Consider the following 22,382-nt stretch of genomic DNA (forward strand, 5'->3'; position numbering starts at 1 on the left):
GAAATTCACAGAGCTTAGATCTGCCAATCCTCCTGGGCGAGGGTCTGGATGCGGTGCAGGTCATTCATGATGTACTGCAAAGGCGTGATGGTGATATAGCCAGCGGCGATCGCCTGGACATCGGTCGGAAAATCTAGGGGAATATTCGGCTCATCCGGTTGGGGTAATTCTTCGATCACTTCCCCAGAAAGCCAATAATAGGTTTTGCCGCGCGGATCTTGACGCTTCTGAAATTGCTCAATGTAACGGCGCAACCCCTGACGTGTAATTTTTACCCCAGCAAGCTTTTCTTTTTCTAGGTTGGGCACATTGATATTCAACAAAACTGGCGTATCCTGGTTGGCGATCGCCCAGTGGGGACGTTTTTCCATCAGTTGACAGAGGAGCTTGACTGCGAAATCAGCGGCAGGTTGAAAATTGTGGCTGGTATAGTCCGCCAGGCTTAGGGCAATGCTGTGAATACCTTCTAATAACCCTTCCATCGCCGCCGAAACCGTCCCCGAATAAAGCACATCTGTTCCCAGATTAGAGCCGTGGTTAATGCCAGAGAGGACAAAATCAGGGCGTTCCTTGAGGACAGCACTGAGGGCAAATTTGACACAGTCCGATGGTGTACCAGAGCAGCTCCAGGCGGTGACACGGGGATCAAAAATCCCTTCGACAATTTCAGTGCGGATCGGGCGGTGGAGCGTTAAACCGTGCCCCGTGGCAGAACGTTCCCGGTCAGGACAAACGACGGTGACCTGGTGACCTGCTTCGGCGAGGGTATTGGCGAGGGTACGGATCCCCAGGGCGGAGATGCCATCATCATTACTGATTAATAAATTCAGCGGCGTAGCAGGTGTCATGGGTTCCTGGTGAAAAATTGACGTTTTTTTATGATCAAGGATGGTTTAACGGCAAAGGGTTGAAATCCCCGCCCCTTGGGGCGTAATGTTCTATAATCATATCGTTGACACGGCAACGGATAGCGAAGACCAAGCTAGACACATACAAAGTATTTTTTGTAACCGTGATTTTTGTCCTCGGGAACCGGGGAGTCCGCCTATCGCCAGAATATAAGACTCGCTATTCCTCGGAATAAAAAGCTATTCTTTGGGTAGGAAGCCCCGCTGCTTGCGGCGGGGTAGTTCACACTGTTAGGGTCTTCACCATCGAAACAAGTTTAGTCGCACTCTTTTTGGCATGACCACTTCTACTTTGACCCAAATCGAATCTGATTTGCAAGCGCTCCAACAGGAAGCCACCGGCGCGATCGCCACGGCGACAGATCTCGACACCCTCGAAAAATTGCGGGTCAACTACCTCGGCAAGAAGGGTCAACTGTCCCAAATCCTCCGGGGCATGGGCAAACTCTCCGCTGAAGAACGGCCAAAAATTGGGGCGATCGCCAACCAAGTTAAAGAAGCCCTCCAGGGGGCTCTTGATACCAAGCTTGAAACTCTCCAGAAAGCGAAGATCGAAGCCCAACTCAAGGCCGAAACCCTCGATGTCACCATGCCCGGTGTGGGGCGTCCCCTGGGGAAAATGCACCCGCTCCAGAGCACCATTGATCGGGTTTTAGATATTTTTGTGGGCCTGGGCTATACCGTCGCTGAAGGCCCCCAAATTGAGACAGACTATTACAATTTTGAGGCACTCAATACCCCTGCTGACCACCCAGCACGGGATATGCAGGATACATTTTATCTGCCGGGCGATCGCCTATTGCGCACCCATACTTCCTCGGTGCAGATTCGCCACATGGAGCAAAACGAACCCCCTTTAAGGATCGTTGCCCCGGGCCGGGTTTACCGTCGCGATACCGTCGATGCGACCCACTCTGCCGTGTTCCATCAGATTGAACTGTTGGCAATTGATAAAAATTTGAAATTCACCGACCTAAAAGGCACCCTCAAGGAATTTTTGCGGCAGATGTTCGGCGAAGACCTAGAGGTAACCTTCCGGGCCAGCTACTTCCCCTTCACTGAGCCCTCCGCCGAAGTAGATGTGAAATGGCAGGGTAAATGGCTGGAGGTGATGGGTTGTGGCATGGTGGACCCCAATGTCCTCAAAGCTGTCGGCTACGACCCAGAAGTTTATACGGGCTTCGCCGCTGGGCTAGGGGTAGAACGCTTTGCGATGGTTCTGCACAAGCTGGACGATATTCGCCGTTTGTATAACAGTGATCTGCGCTTTTTGCGTCAGTTCTAGGCCGTTTTCGACTAGGGTTTCTACAATAGTGGGGAAAGGCGATCGCCTGGTTGATTGCCAATGTCCGCTTAGTATGACCAAGAACCCTGCATGAGACAGAAAAGTACAGCCGCAGTGTTAGCCTTTTTCCTCGGTGGTGTGGGGGGGCATAAATTCTATCTGGGGGAAATCGGCTGGGGGATTATTTACGCTATTTTTTTCTGGACTTACATTCCCACCATTGTCGGCTTTGTCGAAGCAATCGTGTTGGTTAGTATGTCCCAGGATGATTTTGACAAAAAGTACAACACCAAAGCCCTCATGGGATACGAGTCTAAACGCTTAACCCGTGACGCGATCCCCCCCCAAGTGATTGTGAATATTGGGGATCAGGCGATCGCCGCCAATCAGCAAAATGTGCCTCCCAGTTTGGCCCCAGACACACCTGTCGATCAAAACATTGCCAAAGAAGCCCTCGATCGTCGCATCCTTAAATTTTGTCAGACCAAAGGCGAAGTTACCCTTCTAGACTGCTTCCTTGAAATTGAAGAAGTTCCAAGAAATATCCTCGAATCCCACCTAGAAAATTTAGTGCGGGCAGAATTTTTGCAAGTGACGAATCGCGCCACCGATGGCAAAATTGTTTATCGTTTAGACAACTAATGGATGTCTTCGTGCTCGCAAAACGTAACATTCATAACAACCATTTAACCTTTATTTAAAAAATACAACTTTACTCAAGTTAGGAGAATTTAAGCGATGACCTTTGATCCCGATAAAAGAAAACTGCTTTCGAGTCTTTGCCACGGAGCCATTTTTATTAACTATACATTTGTCTCCATTGGAATTCCGGTGGCCCTGTTACTTGTGAGTGAAGATCCTGTCGTTAAAGCCAACGCACGGGAATCCCTCAATCTCCACCTAAACCTCTGGGTCGGTTGGGCGATCGCTGGTTTTTGCTTCGCTACCGTAATCTTGAGTCCCATTGCGATCATCTTAGCCATTCCCCTACTGCTCCTGAGCTTTGTAATGCCAATTCTGGCGATTTTAAAAATCTTGGGCAGTCCAGCAACAGAATATCGCTACCCTTTTATCATCCATATTCTGTAACTAAAATGACGATGGTTGACTTCGTTCTTTTGCCTTTTGTTATCAAGTTCAGCTTAAATAATCATTAAGATACATGATCCATTTAGGTGAACTTTTAAGATTGTGATTTGCGGCAATTAATCGAGTCCAAAGAAACAGTTAAGACGTAACCATGGTTACAATCTGTTGACATTAACTTTGTTAACGTAGGAGCAACAATCGCAAGGAAGTCAAACCATCGTGACTTTAATCTCTGTTGCCATCATCGAAGGAAATCCCCACTTGAGATCATTGCTTGGGTGGCATCTTCAACAAGCCAACTATGCCATTTACCAAGCAGCAAATCTCAACCAGTCGCGGCGTGTCTTTGAACAGCACATGCCCGCCTTGGTGCTACTAGACTCGGAATTACCGGACGGTGATGGCCTCGAACTCTGCCGTTGGTTGCGCCAAAATACCCAGGCCATCATTCTCATCCTGTCGGCCAAAAATACAGAAAAAGATGTTGTGGCAGGGTTAAAGGCCGGGGCTGATGATTATTTAACGAAGCCCTTTGGGATGCAAGAACTTTTAGCGCGGGTAGAAGCCTTGACGCGGCGGATTAGGGCAGTGAGTGCTCCCCTCCAACTTGATTATGGTGAATTGCGCATTGATCTCGTGCAGCGGCGGGTACAATTCCGGGGTCTATACATCGATTTAACGCCCCAAGAATTTAGTTTGTTGTATGTGCTCGCCCAGGCCAACGGGGAACCCCTCAGTCGCTCAGAATTATTGCGGCGGGCATGGCCAGATGCCATTGATAACCCCCGTACCATCGACACCCATGTGTTATCCCTGCGGAAAAAAATTGAACAGGATCCCCGTCAGCCCAATTTAATTCAAACGGTACGTAATGTGGGTTATCGTTTCAATCTCGATGGGATTGGGTCTGGTCTCGGCAATGGCAATAATGCAACCTTAGAACCCTCGCCGACGCCGGCTCGCCCAAGCCACCCAAAACTCAAAACCCGGACCTCCATTCGTGAGCTGGTTAATCAAGGTTAGAGGGTCGTCACCAAGGTTCGCTATTGGTGGATTGACGACTTTGGAGGGTTTGCTGGATGACTGACCAAGGAATGGAGTGATTGTTGTATTGGTGCTGGATTTGGCCTTGGTCGAGGTAAATCAATTTTGTTGCGAGTTGCTGGGCAAAGTCGAGGTTATGGGTAGAAATAACCAAAGGGATATTGGATTGAGCCTGATATTTCAACAACAGCGCAACTAAGGTTTGAATGCGACCTAAATCTAGGGCGGCGGTGGGTTCGTCTAGGAGAAGAACTTGGGGTTTGCAGAGGAGTGCTCTGGCGATCGCCACCCATTGTTTTTGGCCGCCGGACAGGAGTGCTTCGTGGCGATCAAGCCATTCTGGGGGAATATCCAGTTGATCTTGCCACTGTTGCCAATGGTTGCGGATAGTTGGGGCCGATTGTTTCCGTAACTGGAGTGGGTACCATAGGGCATCCTTGACGGTCATCGCCAGAAGGCGGGCCTCCTGGGGCACGAGGGCAATGTGTTGCCGCAGGACAACGGGATTATAGGCGCTGTAGGGCTGACCTTGGAAGGTGAGGCGGCCTGCGGTGGGACTCTGGAGTTGATTGAGACAGTGGAGGAGGGTTGTTTTTCCGGAGCCCGATGGCCCCACCAGCACTAGGCGATCGCCGGGCTCTAGGGCAAAGGAAATATCCCGGAGAATATCCTTCGGCCCAAGGGTAAGGGTGAGTTGTTCAACCGTTAAAATCGCCATGGATAAGGTGCCAGAGTACAGAGTGCTGCTGTTATTGTTTCACGCGGTAATGGAGAAATAATTCCGAGGCGATCGCCTCATATTCCAGAAGTTCGAGGGTCAAGCCCGCTGTCTGTAAAAACCCGTGTCCTGCCATGGGGGTGGGGGTCGCTGTTCCGCCGAGTAAAACAGGACAAACCGTTAGCCACAGTTCATCCAAGCAGCCTTGCTCCGCGAAGCTGGCGATGAGGTTTCCCCCTCCCAACAGGCCCAACTTTTCAATCCCCCGTTGCCTCAGTTCCGTGAGAGTTGGCAGCCACGCTCCGGCTGGATCTAGGGCAATAATTTGCTCAAAACCTGGAAATTTGGCCCACCGGGGGAGTTGTTCGGGAGCGGTTAAAAGACCCCGGCGGAGGGGCTGCCGAAAAAAAGGCAAATCCTGGGAAAGATTGCCGGAGCCAGAACAAACAAAGTGGATTGGTTGGGGCGGTTGGTGGCGGTCTTGGCGTTGTTGCAACAGGTGGCGATCGCCAATCGGAAGACTTGTGCCATAGGCGCGGAGGGTATTGGCCCCAAACATCACCGCATCCACCTGGGCAATTAACCGTTCCAAGTGAGCCTTATCCTGAGCCGAAGGAAACCGTGCTGGAGCGCCACTGTAATCGGCAATTTTACCGTCGGCACTCATGGCGGCGATCGCCGTTACCAGGGGTCGCTGCCTATGCATACCAACTGTCAGCTTCGTCCCGTTCGATGGGCCAATCTTCATTTTCGCCCCCCACCACAATCCGGCGCAGATCCACAAAATCCTTGCTTAACTGCTTTAGGGCATTAACCAAAACATCTAAAGCAATGAGATCACTCGTCCCCAAATCAAACCAGCAACGCCCCCAAATGCCCTCATATTCAAAGTCCCCTTTATTGTGCATTGGGGCCATCAGCGCATTATCCGCTTGGTCTTCGTCGTAGGTGAGGTAGCTAATATCTACCCCGGTTTCTTGGATCTGGAGATTCTCCGCATTAAAGCCCCCTAATTTCCCGATGTAAAACCAAGAGTCAAATAGCTCTTCGACATATTGTTTTTCTGTCTCCGAAGGCACATGGTCAAACTCCAACCAAATCCAGAGGTCGAAGGGGGAAAATTCGCGAAATTGGACTTCCATATTGTTTGTGGATAATAGGGCTTGAGAAATGTCAGTATAAACGTTTTGAAAAAACCAAGAAACATCCTCCCTGGAGGGAGGTGCCCAACGGGCGGAGGGTGGATTCCCTCTTGGGATAGTTAAAGGGCATTCCAGGCTGCTGCCGCATCAGCCACCGCCTGGGGAACTGTCTTTTGGTCGAGCATCGCTGCTTGGAGATTCTCGTAGATAAGCTTTTGCAGTTCCGTGAGATTCTCCTGGGCAGGGATCAAAATTTCGGCATCAGCCAGTTGTTCGGCACTAATTTTCCGGGCCAAACTGAGGCTATCAGTGGTGGCGCTGGTGGCGAGTTTCGCAATGTATTGTTCCACTGCGGCCTGGGTAGAGGGCAAAACATTGGCGGCTTCAGCAAAGGCAAGTTGATTTTCAGTATTGGTGACAAAGAGGGCAAAATCGAGGGCAGCCTCTGGATCGTCGCTATCTTTGGGGATCACAAGGTTCATTACGGCGACGTTCTTCTTACCTGTTTCCCCGGTGATTTGGGGGGCCGGGACAGATACCACCGCAATTTGGGGCGCGTTCTGCTGGATGGTATTGATAAATTCGGGGGAAGTGTTGGCGATCGCCGTTTCCCCGGCTTGGTAGAGTTCAATGCCGTGGCTATGGCCTTGGGTCAGCACTTCTGGGGGTAATAATTCCGCCTGGTAAAGATCGACCCAGTACTGAAAAGCAGCAATGCCTTCGGGGGTATTAAAGCCCGCAGAACCATCGGCATTGACCAGGGTGACTCCCATTTGTACCAAGGACTCTAGAACTTCATTGGAGTCACCGGGGACGAAGGTAACGAAAAAGGCATATTTCCCGGTTTTTTCTTTGATCGTTTGGGCGGCGATCGCCAACTCTGTGTAGGTGCTGGGGGGAGCGTCAATGCCCGCCTCGGCAAATAAATCTTCGTTATAGAAACTAATCCGGGTCGTGAGATACCAGGGAATACCAAAGGTTTGGCCGTTGATTTGATTCGCCTGCCAAATTTTCGGCAAATAGCGATCGCGCAATTCTGGCGTCAGACGATCATCCAGCACCAACCAAGCATCACGACTGGCCAACTGGGAAGCAAAATTAGGATTGAGGTTTACCACATCCGGAGCCGTGCGCGCCGAGACCGCCGTCAGGATTTTACTTTCCATCGCTGACCAAGGAACATCTACCCAGCGCACCGTTTCTGCCGCATTTTCGGTTTCAAAGGCCGTAATTAATTCATTGAAATAATCTGTAAACTTTGGTTGCAATTGCATTGTCCAAAATTCGACCGTTTCTGGGGTGTTGCCATTGCCCCCAGGTACCTGCTGACAGGCGGCGATCGCCACCAAACTCACCCCCACAAACAGTCCACGCCGTAGCCCTTTGAGACCATTAAACATAAAAACTTTCCTCCCAATTTCAGCCGCAGTGATCACTCACATTGAATTGACCTTCAGATCATGCCATTATCCAGACAGCTTCAGGGGCAAAATTGCTCCCTTTTTTGCGATTGTTATTTACTTTCGGCAAACTGAGCTAAATTTAATAGCAACCGGGGTATGGGTGGTTAGCACCGATGGCTCCATAGGTCATCCTTTCGGAACATTTTCCTATGCTAGATTTCTTCAAAAATATCTTCAAACCAAAGCGTAAAGGGATTGGCATCGAGATCTCAACGGAACGCTTAAACATTGTCCAACTCAAAAAACAGGGACAGGTCTATAAGCTGGCGACCTACATCACCGAACCCGTACCCGAAGGTATTTTTGAAGAAGGAAAAATTGTTGATGTTCCCGCCCTCGCCGAGCTGATCCAAAATACCCTCAGCGCCAACAACATCAGCGTCAAACAAGTTACCGCCGCCGTGCCCATGCGGGAGGCAATTATTCGCCTGATCCCGATCCCCGCCGAACTCGATGATGCCGAACTGCGGGATATGGTCCTCAACCACGAAGCAAGCCTCTACCTGCCCTACCCGCGCGAAGAAGTGGATCTCGATTATCAAAAACTTGGGTTTTTCCAGGATGAAGATGGCATTGAAAAGGTGCAAGTTCTGTTGGTGGCCACCCGGCGAGAAGTGACCGACGCCTATGTGGAGACCATTGTCCAGGCGGGACTAGAGATCAATATCCTCGAAATCAATAGTTTTGCCCTCCTCCGGACGATTCGTGAGCAACTACGGCAGTTTAGCTCCCAGGAAGCGGTGGTCTTGGTTGATATTGAATTTGACTGTACCGAAATTGCCATTGTGGTCGATGGGGTACCACAGTTTTCTCGGACGGTGCCCATTGGTGCTTCGCAACTGCAAAATGCCCTATCCCGCGCCATGAATTTACCTGCCCCCCGCGACATCGAACTTCTCCAGGGGATGACCATTCCCAACACACCAATGGAAGGATCGCGCACTGGCGCCACAGGCATTAACCCTGGGATGGCGGCCCTCCTGCGCGTTCTAGGGGAACTGACAGACGAATTGCGCCGTTCCATTGATTTTTACCTCAACCAGAGCGGTGAGCTGGAAGTGGCCCAATTAATGTTGGCTGGCCCTGGGGGGGGATTAGTCAACTGGATGAATTTTTTACGCAGCGTCTCAGCATTCCGACGATTCAAATTGATCCGTTTGAGGCGCTGTCTATTGACGTTGATGAAGAAATTTCCAAGGTGCAACGACCGTCCTTGGGCACTGCACTGGGTTTAGGACTCCGGGAGGTATAGGGCTATGTATGGTTTAGATATTAATTTCCTGAAAGACCGTGGTTTAACGAAAGATTCTTCGATGGCGATCGCCGATCGTCTGGTGAGCAAACCTGGGGTGATTCCGGGCCAAGAGCCAAAGCCACTAATTATCGGTGGGGCGGTCACTGCGGCGGCCTTGGCGGTGGTGGGTCTGTTGTGGTTCCAGCAAAGTCGTGAAAAAGCGAACATCCAAGAAGAGATTGCCGTTGTCGATCAACAGCTCCAGGGAGCCAATGCCCAGCAGGCGAGGTTACAGCAAATTCAACAAGAAATTGACACCTACAGATCCCAAAGCCAAGCCTTTGTGGATGTGCTGCAAACGAGGATTAAACCCTGGTCGGCAATTTTGCGGGAAGTGGGTGATTTAACCCCACCCGGTCTCAAGATCACCTCCTTCGAGCAGTCGGATAATCAAGTGTTGGTACGGGGTAACGCACGCACTTTTAATGAAGTGAATGATTTTGTCCTCAACCTGCCGGAATCGCCTTTGCTGCAAGGGGAAGAAATCTATATTGTCAGTGCAAATTTAGTCGATAACCCGATTACCACTGCCCAGGTGGATTTTCCGCGGCCCGTTGCTTCTTTTAGCATGCCCCAGGTGGTGGATTATACGGTATCAATCTCCCTCAATGACCTCACCGATGCAGAGGTGATTCGCACCCTAGACAGCCAGGGGGCACGGGGGATGGCCGAACGCTTGCGGAGTAGCTTTTAGGATTTAACGATCTCGATATTCATCAACACTGTGAGGAGGAGCAACAACCGATGACATACGCAGAAGAGTTCCGGCAAACGATGACGGAAATGACCATGGTTGGTCAGGAACAGGGCTTTTTTGAAGCTTTTGGGATTCAGTTCACTTCAAAAGTTTTAGGGACGATGTTGGCGATCGCCGGCATTGGGGCCAGCGCCGGACTATGGTGGTTTCTCGTTCGACCCATCCAAGGGGAAATCAGCACCCTCGAACAGGAACTCCAGACAAAACAAGCAGAATTACAAGAAAAAGGCGCCGGGAATATCCAAGAGCAAATTGCCCAGCGCGAGGTGGAATTAGCCAACGAGCAACGGATTGCCACCGAAATTCTCAATGCCTATGGTCAAGACAAGCAAATGCAGACTTTTTTGCTTGATTTCAACCGGATCCTCACAGCCAGCAATGTACAACTAACGAGCTACGAGCCCACACCGCCTAAACCCGAATTTATTACCGATGCCGCTACCTACGGTGAAGCCGCCCAAAATAAACTGAAGTACCAAACCTTCAACGTCAGCTTCGATAATATGACCTACACAGAAGCAGAGTCCATGCTCACGAGCATCGATGTGTTGCAGCCGTTGTTGGTATTGCGTAATTTTTCGACGACGGTGGCTGAACCAGCGACATTCCGCTACGAAAATGGCCGTTTGGTAACACAAACCCAAGCCCAGCTAGGGGTTTCCTTTGTGGTAGATGCCCTCATTGCCCCGACCCCGGAAGAGCTAGCCGCCCGACAAGCAGAATTAGCTGCTGAGGCCGCCCCAGCCGAGGGAGAAGAAGGTCAAGAGGAACAACCTGCAGAGAATGGTGGCTAGGTTTTGAGGTCAAAACAATTTGCTGAGGAGATAGGGAGGTAAACTAGCGGCATAAGAACCATTAATTTTGGTTTCAAAACAAATTTCTGAAGACATCATTAGCAAAACTTATTTTAAATTGCTAATTATTTTGGATTTTTAGGGTTGTTTTTTAAAATTATTGTTAATTTCAAGCGGGATTCATTTCGGTTTTTCGATTACATTTAATTAGTGTGTGTGGAGATTTTCTGTCGTGAATATCAAGTCCTATTCCGGAGTCGTCGCTGGTGTCGTTGCTTCTACAACAGTTTTAGTTACCCCAGCCCAGGCAGCAAATATACAAGTACGGGAACTGGCGGTACGGCCAGGGGATGGCAACCTAGAGCTCGCCCTTAGTCTTGCGCCAGAGAGTGCAAACCTGTCTGGTGAGAAGCCCCAGATTTCGACGACCCAAAAAGACCGGGTACTCATTGCAGAAATTGCCAATGCACGGTTAGATCTCGGCAATGGACAGGATATTTTCAGCCAAGATAATCCTTTACCGGGGATTGAGCGCATCGAGGTGATGGAGTCGGCTCCAGGCAATGTCAAAATCGTTGCCCTAGGGGAAGTGGCAGCACCAAAAGGGGAAATCCTCAGCCAGGATAACAACAGCATTTTGCTCAATGTGACCACCTCGACAGCAGACACGACAGAAATGGCCCAGGTCACAGAGCCCTCCACAGTCATTGAACCGACCTTGTTGGCTCAGAGTGCCCCCAGCAATAACAATCAAAATAATTTCCTCCAACCGACGGCCCCCATCCCACCGTTTTTACCAAGGGCCAGTGCGCCACCAGTGGGGGATATCTCTATTTCAACCATTGATACAACTCTACCTAGATATGTAGATCTGCGGACGAACGCAATCGTACCTCGCCTTGTCCTTAAACAGGCTCCTGCAGAGGATGTGATGGCATTGTTAGCGCGAACGGCAGGTATGAATTTAGTAGTTTCCGATGATATTAGCGACAGCACAGTTTCTTTAGATTTAGAGAATGAGCCTGTACAAGAAGTTTTCAACTATGTTTTGATGATGGCTGATTTAAAAGCCGTTATGAAAGATCGGACAATTTTTGTTGGGAAAAATCTTCCAGGTGCTATTAACCCAAGCATTACTAGAACTTTTCGTTTGAATCAAATTAAGGTTGAGCAAGCTAGAGCTTACTTAGAGACGGGATCAACAGGAATTACAAGAACAAGATCAGTCACAGCAAATGCAGGGACTGGTATCGCTCCGTCAGTTGCCACAACGGTTTCATCTTCAATTAATTTTGGAGAAGAAGGAGGTACTAGTACTGGAGAAAGTTCTTCTACTGAAGGAGAAACCGAAACTCAAGGGCGTTTACAATCTTTACTTTCTCAGTTGGAAATTCGTACTGATGAACGCCTCAATTCGATCACTCTAACAGGTGAGCCAAAAATTGTTGAAATTGCAAGTACGATGCTTCAACAACTGGATGCACGTAAACGTCAGGTTGCATTGAATGTCAAAATCATTGATGTAAGACTAGACGGTAATCGTTCCATAGCCTCAGATATTAAGTTTTTGCTGGATGATCGTGTAGGCTTTGATGCTGATAATGGAATTATTTTGTCTCCTAATGGAGAAGCAAGGGATATTCTAGGTCGTGGCCCTCTGTTTGTTCCCAATGTAGGAGGTATTGATATTTTGGGTTTTGGAAACCCTGATATCGAATCTGGGCGCACTAATCTCGCTGGCTCTTTAGTAGCAGGTTTATTGGAGCAAGGAACTGGAAAAATTTTGGCTGACCCAACCTTAATCATCCAAGAAAATGAAACAAGTGAACTTCGCCTAACACAGGAAGTTATTGCTAATATTACCCGCACTGAGGAGGAGGATGACAATGGCGATTCTACCATTACTGTTGAAGCTGAAATTGATGAAGTTGGTTTAATCGTGCCGATTACTGTTGATAGCATCGATGATAATGGTTTTGTCTCATTGAATATCAGTGCAGAAGTATCGGATGTGGGAGATGAGCGAGAATTTGTATTTGATGGAAATGGTGCAATTATTTCTTTGAAGCGAACGAGTCTATTAAATTCAGGTCTTGTTCGTCTAAGAGATAATCAGACTCTCATTTTAGCTGGTGCAATTAATGAAGAAGATTTTGTAAATACCTCTAAGGTACCTATTCTTGGTGACATTCCTATCATTGGATCATTGTTTAGAAGTACAACTAGAGAAAATATTCGTCGCGAGCTTTTATTTATAATTACTCCCCAGATTATTGATGAATCTGATGGAGCGACTTGGGGTTATGATTATCAGCCTAGTGAAACAGTCCGTGAAATGCTAGACAATGCTCGTTTCCCCACCCGTTAACCATCCGTAGGGGCTTGGTTCCCATGCCCTTGGTTTCTATTATTTTGGATTTGGAAACCAAATCCCTACGGTTATTGCGATGGCAAATCAATATAATCCGCAAATTCATCATCGGCGCTCCATTCGTTTGAAATCTTATGATTACAACCGGGCAGGCGCATATTTTGTGACAATTTGTGTGCAGGCCCGTGAATGTTTATTTGGCACGATCACGGATAAAATCTTGCACTTAAACGAGTATGGAAAAATTGTTGAACAAGTTTGGAATTATTTGCCTAGACATTTTGAAAATCTAGAAATTGATGCCGCCGTGATTATGCCCAATCATTTTCATGGCATCTTAATTTGTACCGAACCTGAAACGACAGATTTCCCTGTGCCACCGCCAAAAGATGCTTTTAACGCCATTCACAACAAAGGCGATCGCCCTTTTTACGAACAAAAAACAAATCTTGGCAAAATCATCGCCTATTTTAAATATCAAACAACGAAAAAAATCAATCAAAAACACGGTCTAGTTGGGACAAAAATTTGGCAAAAAAACTATTACGAGCACATTATTCGCCATGAAAAATCTCTCAATATCCTCAGAGAATACATAGAAAATAATCCCTACAATTGGCACACCGACCAATTACACCCCAATATCCCATCGAAATGGTAGGGATTTGGTTGCCAGGGGATTTCATAATAATGGGATTTGGAGACCAAATCCCTACGGGAAAAACGGGACTGGCCGGATTCGAACCGGCGACCTAGCGCTTCAGATTGGTGTGGGTTTCCCCAACTCTCTGGACTATCTCTTCACCTTAGAAATAGGGATTTAGTAATCAAATCCCTGCGGTTTCCGTAGGTGGTGGCCGTTATGCTGGGTTGGCGATGACCTTTCGCTACAAACGTTAGCATTCAAGATCCTCAAAAAAATTTGCCCCAAAACCAACCTGCTAGTCTCTGCACCTTCCTCCGGCGAGGCACCGAAAGGCTTGGCTCAGGGTTACCCTATGATGAAAATTTCCATCACTTAGGCTTCCTTGAATTTGACCACATTCAGCCATGGCGTTTCCGATCCATGCTGCCCGAAAGATTCAGGAGGCGCTTGCTCTATCCTGCTGAGCCACAGCCCCAATAAAGCGCCCAAATTATAACATAGCTTTTTTTCTATGCTAACTAGCGACCTGTTCTCGGATCAGTTGCACCGCTTCCCATAAATTTTCCACAATGAAATCTGGGTTGTGGGCGGCCAATAGTTGGCGATCGCGAATCCCCGAAAGAACTGCAATCACGGGAATATTATGGCTCTGGGCCGAGCGGATGTCGGCTTCCGTATCCCCCACCATCCAAGTGGTTTCTTTGGGACGCAGTCGGGCGAGGCTTTCGCCCATGAGTAACGGCTTTTGATAAAAATCTTGGTTGCGATCCGTTGAGTCGGGTAAACAAAAACGGCGATCGCCCGGAAAAATATCCTGCAAAACCGGATGAAGCTGCAGAATTTTGTCTAGTTCGCTGTAACGGCGCATGGTAACCGTCATCACTTCCCAGCCCAAGTTTTGGGCCGTCGTCAATGCTTCTAAGGAACCTTCAATCAGGCGATCGTGCACCATATTTTCCAGTCGATGCACATGGTCATCTCGGAGCCGCTTAAACTCTGGTAACTGATCCTCCCGGAGACCCGACCGCAAACCAATATCGGTCTGGGAAGTCTTTTGTCGCTTTAAAGCCCAAAATTCCTCCTTTGTTAAGGGGGATAACGTTTGCTCCGGTGCTGCGACTTGGGTTAACCGCCAGCGATAAACACGATAGTAGCGTTCCGACAGATCTACGACCACCCCATCAAAATCCGAAATCAACCTGACCATAACCTTGCTCTCATGCTCACAATACTTTAAAGATTGCCAGTATTAAACCAAACAATCTATCTCATTAAATAATTTTCGAGTTCAGGATATTTTCCAAAAAGCCCGTCAATACTGGCAAGCTGAGCCTGATACACCAGAGCTGTCGCAATAATCATGCGATCAAATGGGTCTCGATGAATAGGAGATAAATTTACAGCCCTTGCTGCAATTGTTGCCGTTAAAGGCAAAATCTCGATACCTGCCGGATCTAAAGCCTGCCGTATCCATTCTTCGGGGCGACAAGTCAGTTGCAAACGCTGTCGCTGACAGGCTAGAGCGATTTCGTAGCAAGATAGCGGCGAAACACCAACAACATCGACTCGTTCCAGCTTCTCAACCCAGTGGGACGGAAATTGATCAAAATCGCCATTGATGAGCCATAACCAAATATGGGTATCTAGGAGAATTACTTCAGACATTCCCAATCTGCTTCATCTACTAGGGGTGCCACAATATCACCGAGGACTTTCGCTTTGTCAGCCAAGTGTGATGGGGGAAAGTGGCGTTTTTTCTGAATCGGAGAACCTTCCTCAATGATCGTCACAATTACCCGTGCTTGATCAATTTGGGGCACTTCCCCAAGCCAAATCATTTGTCCTGCCTCATAAATTGCCTCGTAACTTTTCAGCATATCGATTCATCCAGAGCATTACCCATACATTTTAGAAGTTTTGTCCGATTCAAACCCAAAGCTAAGTTCAGAAGTAGTGGGGAGGAACAGACTAGGGGATAATCAACCTACTACGTTTTTATCGGATTTAATGTCTTCAGCCCGCCAACTCGCCTTCCTCGCCCTCCGGCAAATCATGTACCACAACGCCTATACCGATGTGGCCCTTGATCGAGTCCTCCACAAAAGTAACCTCACCGGGAGCGATCGCGCTTTAGTTGCCGAATTAGTCTATGGTACTGTCCGTCGCCAAAAAACCCTCGATGCGATTATTGATCAACTAGGAAAAAAGCCCATCGATCAACAACCGCCTGATCTACGGGTACTCCTTCAACTGGGTTTGTACCAACTGCGTTACTTAGATCAAATTCCCCCCTCGGCGGCGGTCAATACCAGCGTTGAAATTGCGAAAACCAACAAGCTGGGCCAATTAGCAGGGGTGGTAAATGGCTGTCTGCGCGGTTATCTGCGGCAACGGGACAAAGGCCATGATCCGCTCCAGTTACCAGAGACAGCAGCAGAGCGGCTAGCTTTGCAATATAGTTTTCCGGAATGGCTGATTGGACAATGGCTTGAACAATTTGGAGCGGAGGAAACGGAACAGCTTTGTCAATGGTTTAATCGGCCTGCCCAACTGGATCTCCGGGTGAATCCCCTCCGGGCGAATGTCGCCGCTGTCCAGGATAAACTCACCCAGGCAGGGGTCAAAGCCGAGGCGATCGCCAATTTACCCAATGCCCTGCGCCTAGTCGAAAAACGGGGTTTGATCCAAGATTTGCCGGGTTACAAAGAAGGCTGGTGGACAATCCAGGATGCCAGCGCCCAATTGGTAACCCACTTGCTCGATCCCCAACCGGGGGAAGTGATTATCGACGCCTGTGCAGCCCCCGGCGGCAAAACGACCCACATCGCCGAAAAAATGCAAGATCGCGGCACCATCTGGGCCAGCGATAAATATCAAGCCCGCATTAATAAAATTGAGCAAAATGCCCGCCGTCTCAAGCTCTCGATGATCCGCACCCTCATCGGTGACAGTCGCACCTATTCGCAGTTTCGCAATATGGCCGACCGAGTCCTGCTGGATGTGCCCTGTTCGGGCCTAGGGACACTCCACAAACGCCCCGATATCCGCTGGCAACAAAACCCCCAGAAAATTGCGCAACTGACCCAACTCCAGAGAGAACTGCTCACCACGGGGGCCACTTGGGTCAAACCGGGAGGCTATTTAGTCTATGCTACCTGCACGCTAAATCCGGCAGAAAATGAGGCGATCGCCAACCAATTTCTCGCGGAACACCCAGACTGGCAGATTGTCCCCCCCAGACCCGATTCACCCGCTTTTCCCTACGCCCAGGAACAGGGTTGGATTCAGGTCTTACCCCAGCGCCATGACATGGATGGTTTCTTTATGGTGAAGTTGCAACGGCCTGCCTAGAGGGATTGGGCGATCGCCTCGGTGAGGGTTTGCAGAGATTCAGAAATTTTGACGGGATAGGCCTCAGGCTTTCCTAAACGTTTTACTTCATCGGGCAGTTGGCGCACGTTAGCCGTCGTTCGTTGGCGAATGGTTGCTAAATCCTCTGGGGATACAAGGCGTTTTCCTTGGGCCATCACCTTTTCGAGCAGAGGCATTTCTCCTGATTGGGGAGCTTCATTCACTAAACCGAGGCGATCCCGGCCAGCCTCTAGATCGCGGAAAATCTGCTTACAACCCGGATAGGTGGCTTTTCCGCTGGACTTTTTCATCGTCGGGCGATCGCCAATTTTCACTAATTTATACACGCCATTAACTGGGTCGCCTGTCACCAATTTCGTCCCCAAACCATAGCCATCAATGGTTGCCCCAGCCGCCTGGAGCCGCGCCATTTCTACTTCATCGAGATCACCGCTGGCAAAGATTTTTACCGTCGTTGGTAACGCTTGCCGCACCTGTTGGGAGAGGGTTAATAAATCCCCCGAATCGAGGCGTACTCCCGCTAAATGGGTTTCGCCAGCCTGGATCGCCTTACCTAAACGCTCCGCCGCCGCCACGGTGTCGTAGGTATCAATGAGCAAAGGGGCCGCCGGAAAATAACGGTGAAACGCCCGGAACGCATCGTCCTCGGAGCCTTTGAGGGTGCCCACTGCCATCACCAAGGCATGGGCCATGGTTCCCACGGGTTTAATTCCTAACTGTTGTGCGGCTAAAACATTGGACGTGGCATCTAACCCGCCAGCCAAAGCCGCCCGTGCCGCCCAGGTAGACCCCTGGGGACTAAAAGCCCGCCTTGTGCCGAATTCTAATAATTGGCGATCGCCCGTAATATGACGCATCCGTGCCGCCCGTGTTGCAATTAGGGTTTGGTAATTAATGGCATTGAGCAGAAACGTTTCAATAATTTGGGCTTGCCACAGGGGGGCTTCGATCCGCAAAAACGGCTCCTGGGGAAAAATCACGGTTCCCTCCGGGACGGCCCAAAGATCCCCTGTAAAACGGCCCGTGGCGAGTAAATCCCAAAAGGCAGCTGGGGCCTGCTCAAAAATTCCGGTACTGCGGAGATAGTCAATTTGCGTCTCCGTAAACCGTAATCCTTCTAGGTAGCTTAAAACCTGCTCCAGGCCCATCGCCACCAGATAGCCAAAGTCATCGGGCAAGCGACGGGCAAACATTTCAAAGCAAGCCGGGGTCTCCGCCAGCCCTTCCCCCACATAACAGGCTGCCATGGTGAGTTGGTAAAGATCCGTTAACAGACTGTAGTCCTGGGCCGTGATGTCCAAATTTTTCCCAACCATGGTGCGTCTTTCGCCTCCAATGAATTAATTTAGTGTTTATTTTACAATAAAAAATCTGGATCGGCTGCTTTTAGGGGTGAATGTTAAGATCCCATCAGAAAGTTCAGGGGAAAAAGATCCATGGCAACCCAACACCAGCGGCGATCGCAAAATGTGCCCGGTGACTTTTATGTGGACAGTAGTTGCATTGACTGTGACACTTGCCGTTGGCTCAGTCCAGAGATTTTTAACCGCCAGGATGGGCAATCCGCCGTCTACCACCAACCCCAAACCTCTGACCAAAGGCGGGCCGCCTTGCAAGCTTTATTAGCCTGTCCCACGGCCTCGATCGCCACCGAAACCGCACCGAAAGATCTCCCCGCAATCCAGGCTGAGTTTCCCCTGCCCATTGTTGAAAATATCTATTATTGCGGCTACCATTCGCGCAAATCCTTTGGGGCCGCCAGCTATTTTATCCAGCATCCAGAGGGGAATATTCTGGTTGATTCTCCCCGCTTCCAACCCTCTTTAGTGAAGCAACTCGAAGCCCTTGGCGGCGTGAGATATTTATTTTTAACCCACCGGGATGACGTGGCCGATCACCAAAAATTCCATGATCATTTCGGTTGCGATCGCCTGTTGCACCGGGCCGATCTTCGGGAGGGAACAAAAGCCGTAGAAACCGTTCTCGAAGGCACCGAAGCGATCCCCTTTCTCAAAGATTGCCTAATTATTCCCGTGCCGGGCCACACCGAAGGCCATGCAGTGTTACTCTACCGCGATCAATATCTTTTTACCGGGGATCACCTAGCTTTTTCGGCGCGCCTGGGTCATTTGACGGGCTTTCGGAATCACTGTTGGTATTCTTGGACAGCGCAAATTGAATCGATGAAAAAACTCCTCTCCTACCCGATCACCTGGATTTTGCCGGGCCATGGCCGCCGCTACCAGGCCGACAGCGCAACCCTACACCAAGATTTAAAAGCTTGTATTCAGTGGATGGAGTCCGTGGCATGAGCGTAACGTTTTTCTGGTTGGTGGCGATCGCCAGTAATCTTTGTCTCATCGGGGTGAATTATATTCTCTGGCGCAAAGTTCGCCGTTGGCACCAGGATCTGCGCCTTAGTCGCCACCGTTTCGCCCTAAACGAACGCAAAATCAAAATTGTCGTGGAAGATTTAATTCAACAAGCAGACGTGATCCCCGCCACCACCCAACAGATCCAGATGAAAAAACAGCAAGGGCAGCAAGTCATCGCCCAGATTAAGCTGCTCCAACAACTCCTTCGGGCGTTAATCTTTGTGCGACGTCGCCTCTGAAATTACCTGTTTACAAAGCCTGCAAGTAACCTGTTAACCGAGTTAAAGTGCGCTGATTTTCCGCTGGTGTTCCTACACTAATCCGCAGGCCGCCCCCCGTGTGTCGAATTAAAGTCCCCTGATTTTTCAGAGTTTCGACGAGGTTTGCTAAGGCTTCTGCCTGGGGTTCCATCGCTGGCTGGAGGCGACCATAGAGGAAATTCGCATCGCTCGGCCACACCTGGAAATTCGGCAGTTGCCCTAACACTTGGTAAAGTTTCCCCCGTTCCTGTTGAGCTTCGGGAATGGTTTCTAACAGGCGATCGCCATGGTCGAGGGCGAGTCGGGCCGCCGCCTGGGAAAAACTAGGCAAATTATAGGGGAGGCGTACCTTTTCGAGGGCTTGGATAATTTCTAAACTGCCCACGGCATAGCCCACCCGCAGGGCCGCCAACCGGAACGCCTTCGAGAAGGTGCGCAGGATCACCCAGTTGGGCCGCTGTAGGACTTCTGCCACCAAAGTTTTTTGACTAAATTCAAAATAGGCTTCGTCCACCACCACGAGAATATCCGGCGGCAAAGACTGGAGCCAGCTAATTTCTGCTGCCGTGAGACATTGGCCTGTGGGAGAGTTGGGATGCACCACAAATACCACCCGCACCGGTGCCCCTTGGGGTTGGTCAATGGCGTTTTGGGCCGCCGCAAGATCCCAACTAAAGTCTTCTGGCTGTCGGGCGATCGCCACGGTGTGAATTCCCAAAGTTTGCGCCAAAATGCGGTACATCGAGAAGGTGGGTTCGGCCACCAGGATCGACCCTTCCCCGCCCAGGCAAGTGGCAATTAACAATGAGCGGATCAACTCATCGGAACCATTTCCCACGGAGATGTGGGCCGCTTGAATATCCCCGGTCAACTGCCCAGAACGATTCACATAGTCGGCAATGCCTTCCTTGAGCGCCCCATGGCCCCCGTCAGGATAGCGGTTTGTGGCAATTTGATTTTGATAATGTTCGGCCAAAATTTCCTTGAGATCCGCTGGGAGATCGTAGGGACTTTCATTGGTGTCGAGAATATCTACCGGCGTATTTACCGGGCCACCGGGGTGGGACACATAGGCTTTGAGTTGGGCCAAGTCAGAACGCAAAAAGGACATAGGTGCTGTGCAAAAAAGAAGAATGAAAATCAATTCCCCAAGGGCATTGAAACGAACGCAAATGAAATGTAATCAATCTGTGAAATCGATCATAAGTGTGAACTACCCGACGCTCATTGCTAGGCAATAGAGCGCGGGCTTCCTGTTTCAACGGGAACTGCATCCAACAAAACAGACGTTTTGCCAGGTTGTCTTACATTCCCTCCACAGGCAGTATCGCTGGTTCCCAACGACAATACTTGAACTGAGTCCAGTCGAAGTATCCGCAAGCCTTCATTTCTGATATTGATTGCTGCATTGATGTCCCTGTCATGATGAGTGCCACACCCTTCACAATTCCAAGTTCGTACATCCAACGGCAGACTTTTTACCCGGTTTAGACACACATGGCAGGTTTTAGAACTAGGAAAGAAGCGGTCAATCTCCAGATATTGCTTTTTTTCCCATTCCGCCTTGTACTTAAGCATCGTGCAAAACATTCCCCAGCCCGCATCACTGATTGCTTTGGCTAAATTATGATTTCTCACCATGCCCTTCACATTGAGATTTTCCACCACAATCACTTGGTTTTCGTTCACTACCTTGCGGGATAGCTTGTGGAGAAAATCCCCTCGACAGCGCGCAATCTTGCCATGGACTTTTGCCACCGCCAACCTTGCCTTCTGTCGATTCCGACTCCCTTTCCGTGTCCGAGAAAGCCTTTGCTGTTTTCGCCTTAGGTTCCGTTGATGATTGGCAAAATGCCGGGGGTTTGCAAACTTAGAACCCTCACTGGTAATCGCAAAGTGAGTTAATCCCACATCAATTCCTACAGCCTTGCCTTTCTGTTTTGACTCAACCTTTTCTTTCCCGTCACCTACTAGTACAGAAGCAAAATACTTCCCATCAGGGTTCCGTGAAACAGTGACAGTTTTTATCGTCCCCTCAAAAGGACGATGAACACGACAGTAAACAGCACCAATCTTGGGTAGATGTACGTAATCCCCCTCAAATTTGACATTCTGGGGGTAGCTAATGGATTGCTTTCCATGCTTTGACTTGAAGCGGGGCAACATTGCCCGCTTCTCAAAGAAGTTTTTGTAGGCAGTCGAGAGATTGAGGGCGACCGCCTGAAGACATTGAGAATAGGGTTCTTTTAGCCACTCATGCTCCTTTTTGAGAGCAGGTAAAAGCCCTTGAAGATAGCCACGAGATAAACCCTTACCAGTTGCCTGGTAAGTCTGTTGACACAAATGCAGCGCATAATTCCAGAACCAGCGAGCACAACCAAAAGATTTCGCCAGAGAAACCCGTTGAGTGGCAGTAGGGTAAAGTCTGTACTTGTAAGCGCGATACATTTATCGGGAGAAAAGAAACGTGATAAATAAATTTGTAGTATAGCATCAGATAAAAGCTTGTCTCATCCCCATCGAAGGGAATCGACAAGCGCAGGATGTCCGTGTTGTTGCTGAGTTTACCGAAGCATCCCGATGCTGAAGTGAACTGCCCCGCCGCAAGCAGCAGAGCTTCCTACCCAAAGAACAGCTTTCTATTCCGAGGAATAGCGAGTCTTAATATTCTGGCGATAGGCTGACTCCCCAGTTCCTGAGGGCAAAACTCATGGTCACAAAAAATACTTTGTATGTGTCTAGCTTGGTTTTCGCTATCTGTTGCCATGTCAACACCATGATTATAGAGGATTACGCCCTAAGGGGCGGGGATTTCAACCCATTGCCGTTAAAATTACAGCGTTCGACTGAGCTCACGCCGAAGT

At 49.4% G+C, this 22,382-nt stretch carries 22 protein-coding genes and 1 pseudogene; 12 read left to right on the forward strand and 11 right to left on the reverse strand.

What is annotated here, in order from left to right:
* Positions 1 to 14 precede the first annotated feature (14 nt).
* Positions 15 to 848, reverse strand: coding sequence for a 5'/3'-nucleotidase SurE (gene surE, locus AACR41_RS07930; RefSeq protein WP_030007103.1), 834 nt, complete (start codon positions 846 to 848; stop codon positions 15 to 17).
* A 337-nt stretch (positions 849 to 1,185) separates the two neighbouring features.
* Here surE and pheS point away from each other — a divergent pair, with 337 nt between their 5' ends.
* From pheS to AACR41_RS07950, 4 genes are all read left to right on the forward strand, one after another.
* Positions 1,186 to 2,193, forward strand: a complete 1,008-nt coding sequence (gene pheS, locus AACR41_RS07935; protein WP_030007104.1) for a phenylalanine--tRNA ligase subunit alpha — start codon at positions 1,186 to 1,188, stop codon at positions 2,191 to 2,193.
* 90 nt (positions 2,194 to 2,283) lie between these two features.
* Positions 2,284 to 2,835 (forward strand): TM2 domain-containing protein, encoded by a 552-nt coding sequence (locus tag AACR41_RS07940; protein ID WP_030007105.1) that lies wholly within the window; start codon positions 2,284 to 2,286, stop codon positions 2,833 to 2,835.
* A gap of 96 nt (positions 2,836 to 2,931) precedes the next feature.
* On the forward strand, positions 2,932 to 3,282 hold the full coding sequence (locus AACR41_RS07945) for a DUF4870 domain-containing protein (protein ID WP_030007106.1): 351 nt from the start codon (positions 2,932 to 2,934) through the stop codon (positions 3,280 to 3,282).
* Positions 3,283 to 3,501: 219 nt separating this feature from the next.
* The gene (locus AACR41_RS07950; protein ID WP_012306127.1) at positions 3,502 to 4,305 is read left to right on the forward strand and encodes a response regulator transcription factor; all 804 of its coding nucleotides are present in this window, start codon (positions 3,502 to 3,504) and stop codon (positions 4,303 to 4,305) included.
* A gap of 7 nt (positions 4,306 to 4,312) precedes the next feature.
* Here AACR41_RS07950 and AACR41_RS07955 read toward each other — a convergent pair whose 3' ends face one another.
* From AACR41_RS07955 to AACR41_RS07970, 4 genes are all read right to left on the reverse strand, one after another.
* Complete coding sequence (locus AACR41_RS07955) at positions 4,313 to 5,044, reverse strand: ABC transporter ATP-binding protein (protein WP_030007107.1); 732 nt, start codon at positions 5,042 to 5,044, stop codon at positions 4,313 to 4,315.
* Between the two features lie 31 nt (positions 5,045 to 5,075).
* Positions 5,076 to 5,750, reverse strand: a complete 675-nt coding sequence (locus tag AACR41_RS07960) for a RibD family protein (protein WP_030007108.1) — start codon at positions 5,748 to 5,750, stop codon at positions 5,076 to 5,078.
* Positions 5,743 to 6,186 carry a DUF3531 family protein gene (locus AACR41_RS07965; RefSeq protein ID WP_030007109.1) on the reverse strand — a complete coding sequence of 148 codons (444 nt, stop codon included), beginning with the start codon at positions 6,184 to 6,186 and terminating at the stop codon, positions 5,743 to 5,745. Before AACR41_RS07965 ends, AACR41_RS07960 begins: the two co-directional genes overlap by 8 nt.
* Before the next feature lie 119 nt (positions 6,187 to 6,305).
* Positions 6,306 to 7,586 carry an ABC transporter substrate-binding protein gene (locus AACR41_RS07970; protein WP_030007110.1) on the reverse strand — a complete coding sequence of 427 codons (1,281 nt, stop codon included), beginning with the start codon at positions 7,584 to 7,586 and terminating at the stop codon, positions 6,306 to 6,308.
* Positions 7,587 to 7,798: 212 nt separating this feature from the next.
* Between AACR41_RS07970 and pilM the strand changes: the two are divergent.
* The 5 genes and pseudogenes from pilM to AACR41_RS07995 all read left to right on the forward strand — a co-directional run bounded on the left by pilM (position 7,799) and on the right by AACR41_RS07995 (position 13,526).
* Positions 7,799 to 8,901 (forward strand): annotated as a pseudogene (gene pilM / locus AACR41_RS07975) (type IV pilus assembly protein PilM).
* Positions 8,902 to 8,905: 4 nt separating this feature from the next.
* Positions 8,906 to 9,637, forward strand: coding sequence for a PilN domain-containing protein (locus AACR41_RS07980; RefSeq protein WP_030007111.1), 732 nt, complete (start codon positions 8,906 to 8,908; stop codon positions 9,635 to 9,637).
* A gap of 50 nt (positions 9,638 to 9,687) precedes the next feature.
* The gene (locus AACR41_RS07985; RefSeq protein WP_030007112.1) at positions 9,688 to 10,494 is read left to right on the forward strand and encodes a hypothetical protein; all 807 of its coding nucleotides are present in this window, start codon (positions 9,688 to 9,690) and stop codon (positions 10,492 to 10,494) included.
* A gap of 232 nt (positions 10,495 to 10,726) precedes the next feature.
* Positions 10,727 to 12,862, forward strand: a complete 2,136-nt coding sequence (locus tag AACR41_RS07990; protein WP_052349664.1) for a secretin N-terminal domain-containing protein — start codon at positions 10,727 to 10,729, stop codon at positions 12,860 to 12,862.
* A gap of 79 nt (positions 12,863 to 12,941) precedes the next feature.
* Positions 12,942 to 13,526 carry a transposase gene (locus tag AACR41_RS07995; protein WP_030007114.1) on the forward strand — a complete coding sequence of 195 codons (585 nt, stop codon included), beginning with the start codon at positions 12,942 to 12,944 and terminating at the stop codon, positions 13,524 to 13,526.
* A gap of 499 nt (positions 13,527 to 14,025) precedes the next feature.
* On the opposite strand, the gene AACR41_RS08000 is transcribed toward AACR41_RS07995, so the two are convergent.
* From AACR41_RS08000 to AACR41_RS08010, 3 genes are read right to left on the reverse strand one after another with little or no spacing between them, the layout of a single operon-like run.
* Entirely contained in the window at positions 14,026 to 14,718 is a 693-nt protein-coding gene (locus AACR41_RS08000) for an HAD family hydrolase (RefSeq protein WP_030007115.1), read from the reverse strand.
* 56 nt (positions 14,719 to 14,774) lie between these two features.
* Positions 14,775 to 15,176, reverse strand: coding sequence for a type II toxin-antitoxin system VapC family toxin (locus tag AACR41_RS08005; protein ID WP_030007116.1), 402 nt, complete (start codon positions 15,174 to 15,176; stop codon positions 14,775 to 14,777).
* Complete coding sequence (locus AACR41_RS08010; RefSeq protein ID WP_030007117.1) at positions 15,164 to 15,388, reverse strand: hypothetical protein; 225 nt, start codon at positions 15,386 to 15,388, stop codon at positions 15,164 to 15,166. Before AACR41_RS08010 ends, AACR41_RS08005 begins: the two co-directional genes overlap by 13 nt.
* A gap of 130 nt (positions 15,389 to 15,518) precedes the next feature.
* Here AACR41_RS08010 and AACR41_RS08015 point away from each other — a divergent pair, with 130 nt between their 5' ends.
* Positions 15,519 to 16,862: a 16S rRNA (cytosine(967)-C(5))-methyltransferase gene (locus tag AACR41_RS08015; protein ID WP_030007118.1), complete on the forward strand. Its 1,344-nt coding sequence runs from the start codon at positions 15,519 to 15,521 to the stop codon at positions 16,860 to 16,862.
* Here AACR41_RS08015 and AACR41_RS08020 read toward each other — a convergent pair.
* Positions 16,859 to 18,199 (reverse strand): nicotinate phosphoribosyltransferase, encoded by a 1,341-nt coding sequence (locus AACR41_RS08020; RefSeq protein WP_030007119.1) that lies wholly within the window; start codon positions 18,197 to 18,199, stop codon positions 16,859 to 16,861. The two genes, AACR41_RS08015 and AACR41_RS08020, sit on opposite strands and share 4 nt — an antisense overlap.
* Positions 18,200 to 18,319: 120 nt before the next feature.
* Between AACR41_RS08020 and AACR41_RS08025 the strand changes: the two genes are divergently transcribed.
* Positions 18,320 to 19,195 carry an MBL fold metallo-hydrolase gene (locus AACR41_RS08025; RefSeq protein ID WP_030007120.1) on the forward strand — a complete coding sequence of 292 codons (876 nt, stop codon included), beginning with the start codon at positions 18,320 to 18,322 and terminating at the stop codon, positions 19,193 to 19,195.
* Entirely contained in the window at positions 19,192 to 19,497 is a 306-nt protein-coding gene (locus AACR41_RS08030; RefSeq protein ID WP_012306141.1) for a hypothetical protein, read from the forward strand. Before AACR41_RS08025 ends, AACR41_RS08030 begins: the two co-directional genes overlap by 4 nt.
* A 10-nt stretch (positions 19,498 to 19,507) precedes the next feature.
* Here AACR41_RS08030 and AACR41_RS08035 read toward each other — a convergent pair whose 3' ends face one another.
* Both AACR41_RS08035 and AACR41_RS08040 read right to left on the reverse strand, forming a co-directional pair.
* Positions 19,508 to 20,629 (reverse strand): histidinol-phosphate transaminase, encoded by a 1,122-nt coding sequence (locus AACR41_RS08035; protein WP_030007121.1) that lies wholly within the window; start codon positions 20,627 to 20,629, stop codon positions 19,508 to 19,510.
* 119 nt (positions 20,630 to 20,748) lie between these two features.
* A complete protein-coding gene (locus AACR41_RS08040; RefSeq protein WP_030007122.1) occupies positions 20,749 to 21,966 on the reverse strand; it encodes an RNA-guided endonuclease InsQ/TnpB family protein in 1,218 nt (405 codons plus the stop codon).
* Between the last annotated feature and the right edge of the window lie 416 nt (positions 21,967 to 22,382).

This window comes from Picosynechococcus sp. NKBG042902, assembly GCF_963864045.1.
Classification (GTDB): Bacteria; Cyanobacteriota; Cyanobacteriia; order Cyanobacteriales; family MRBY01; genus MRBY01.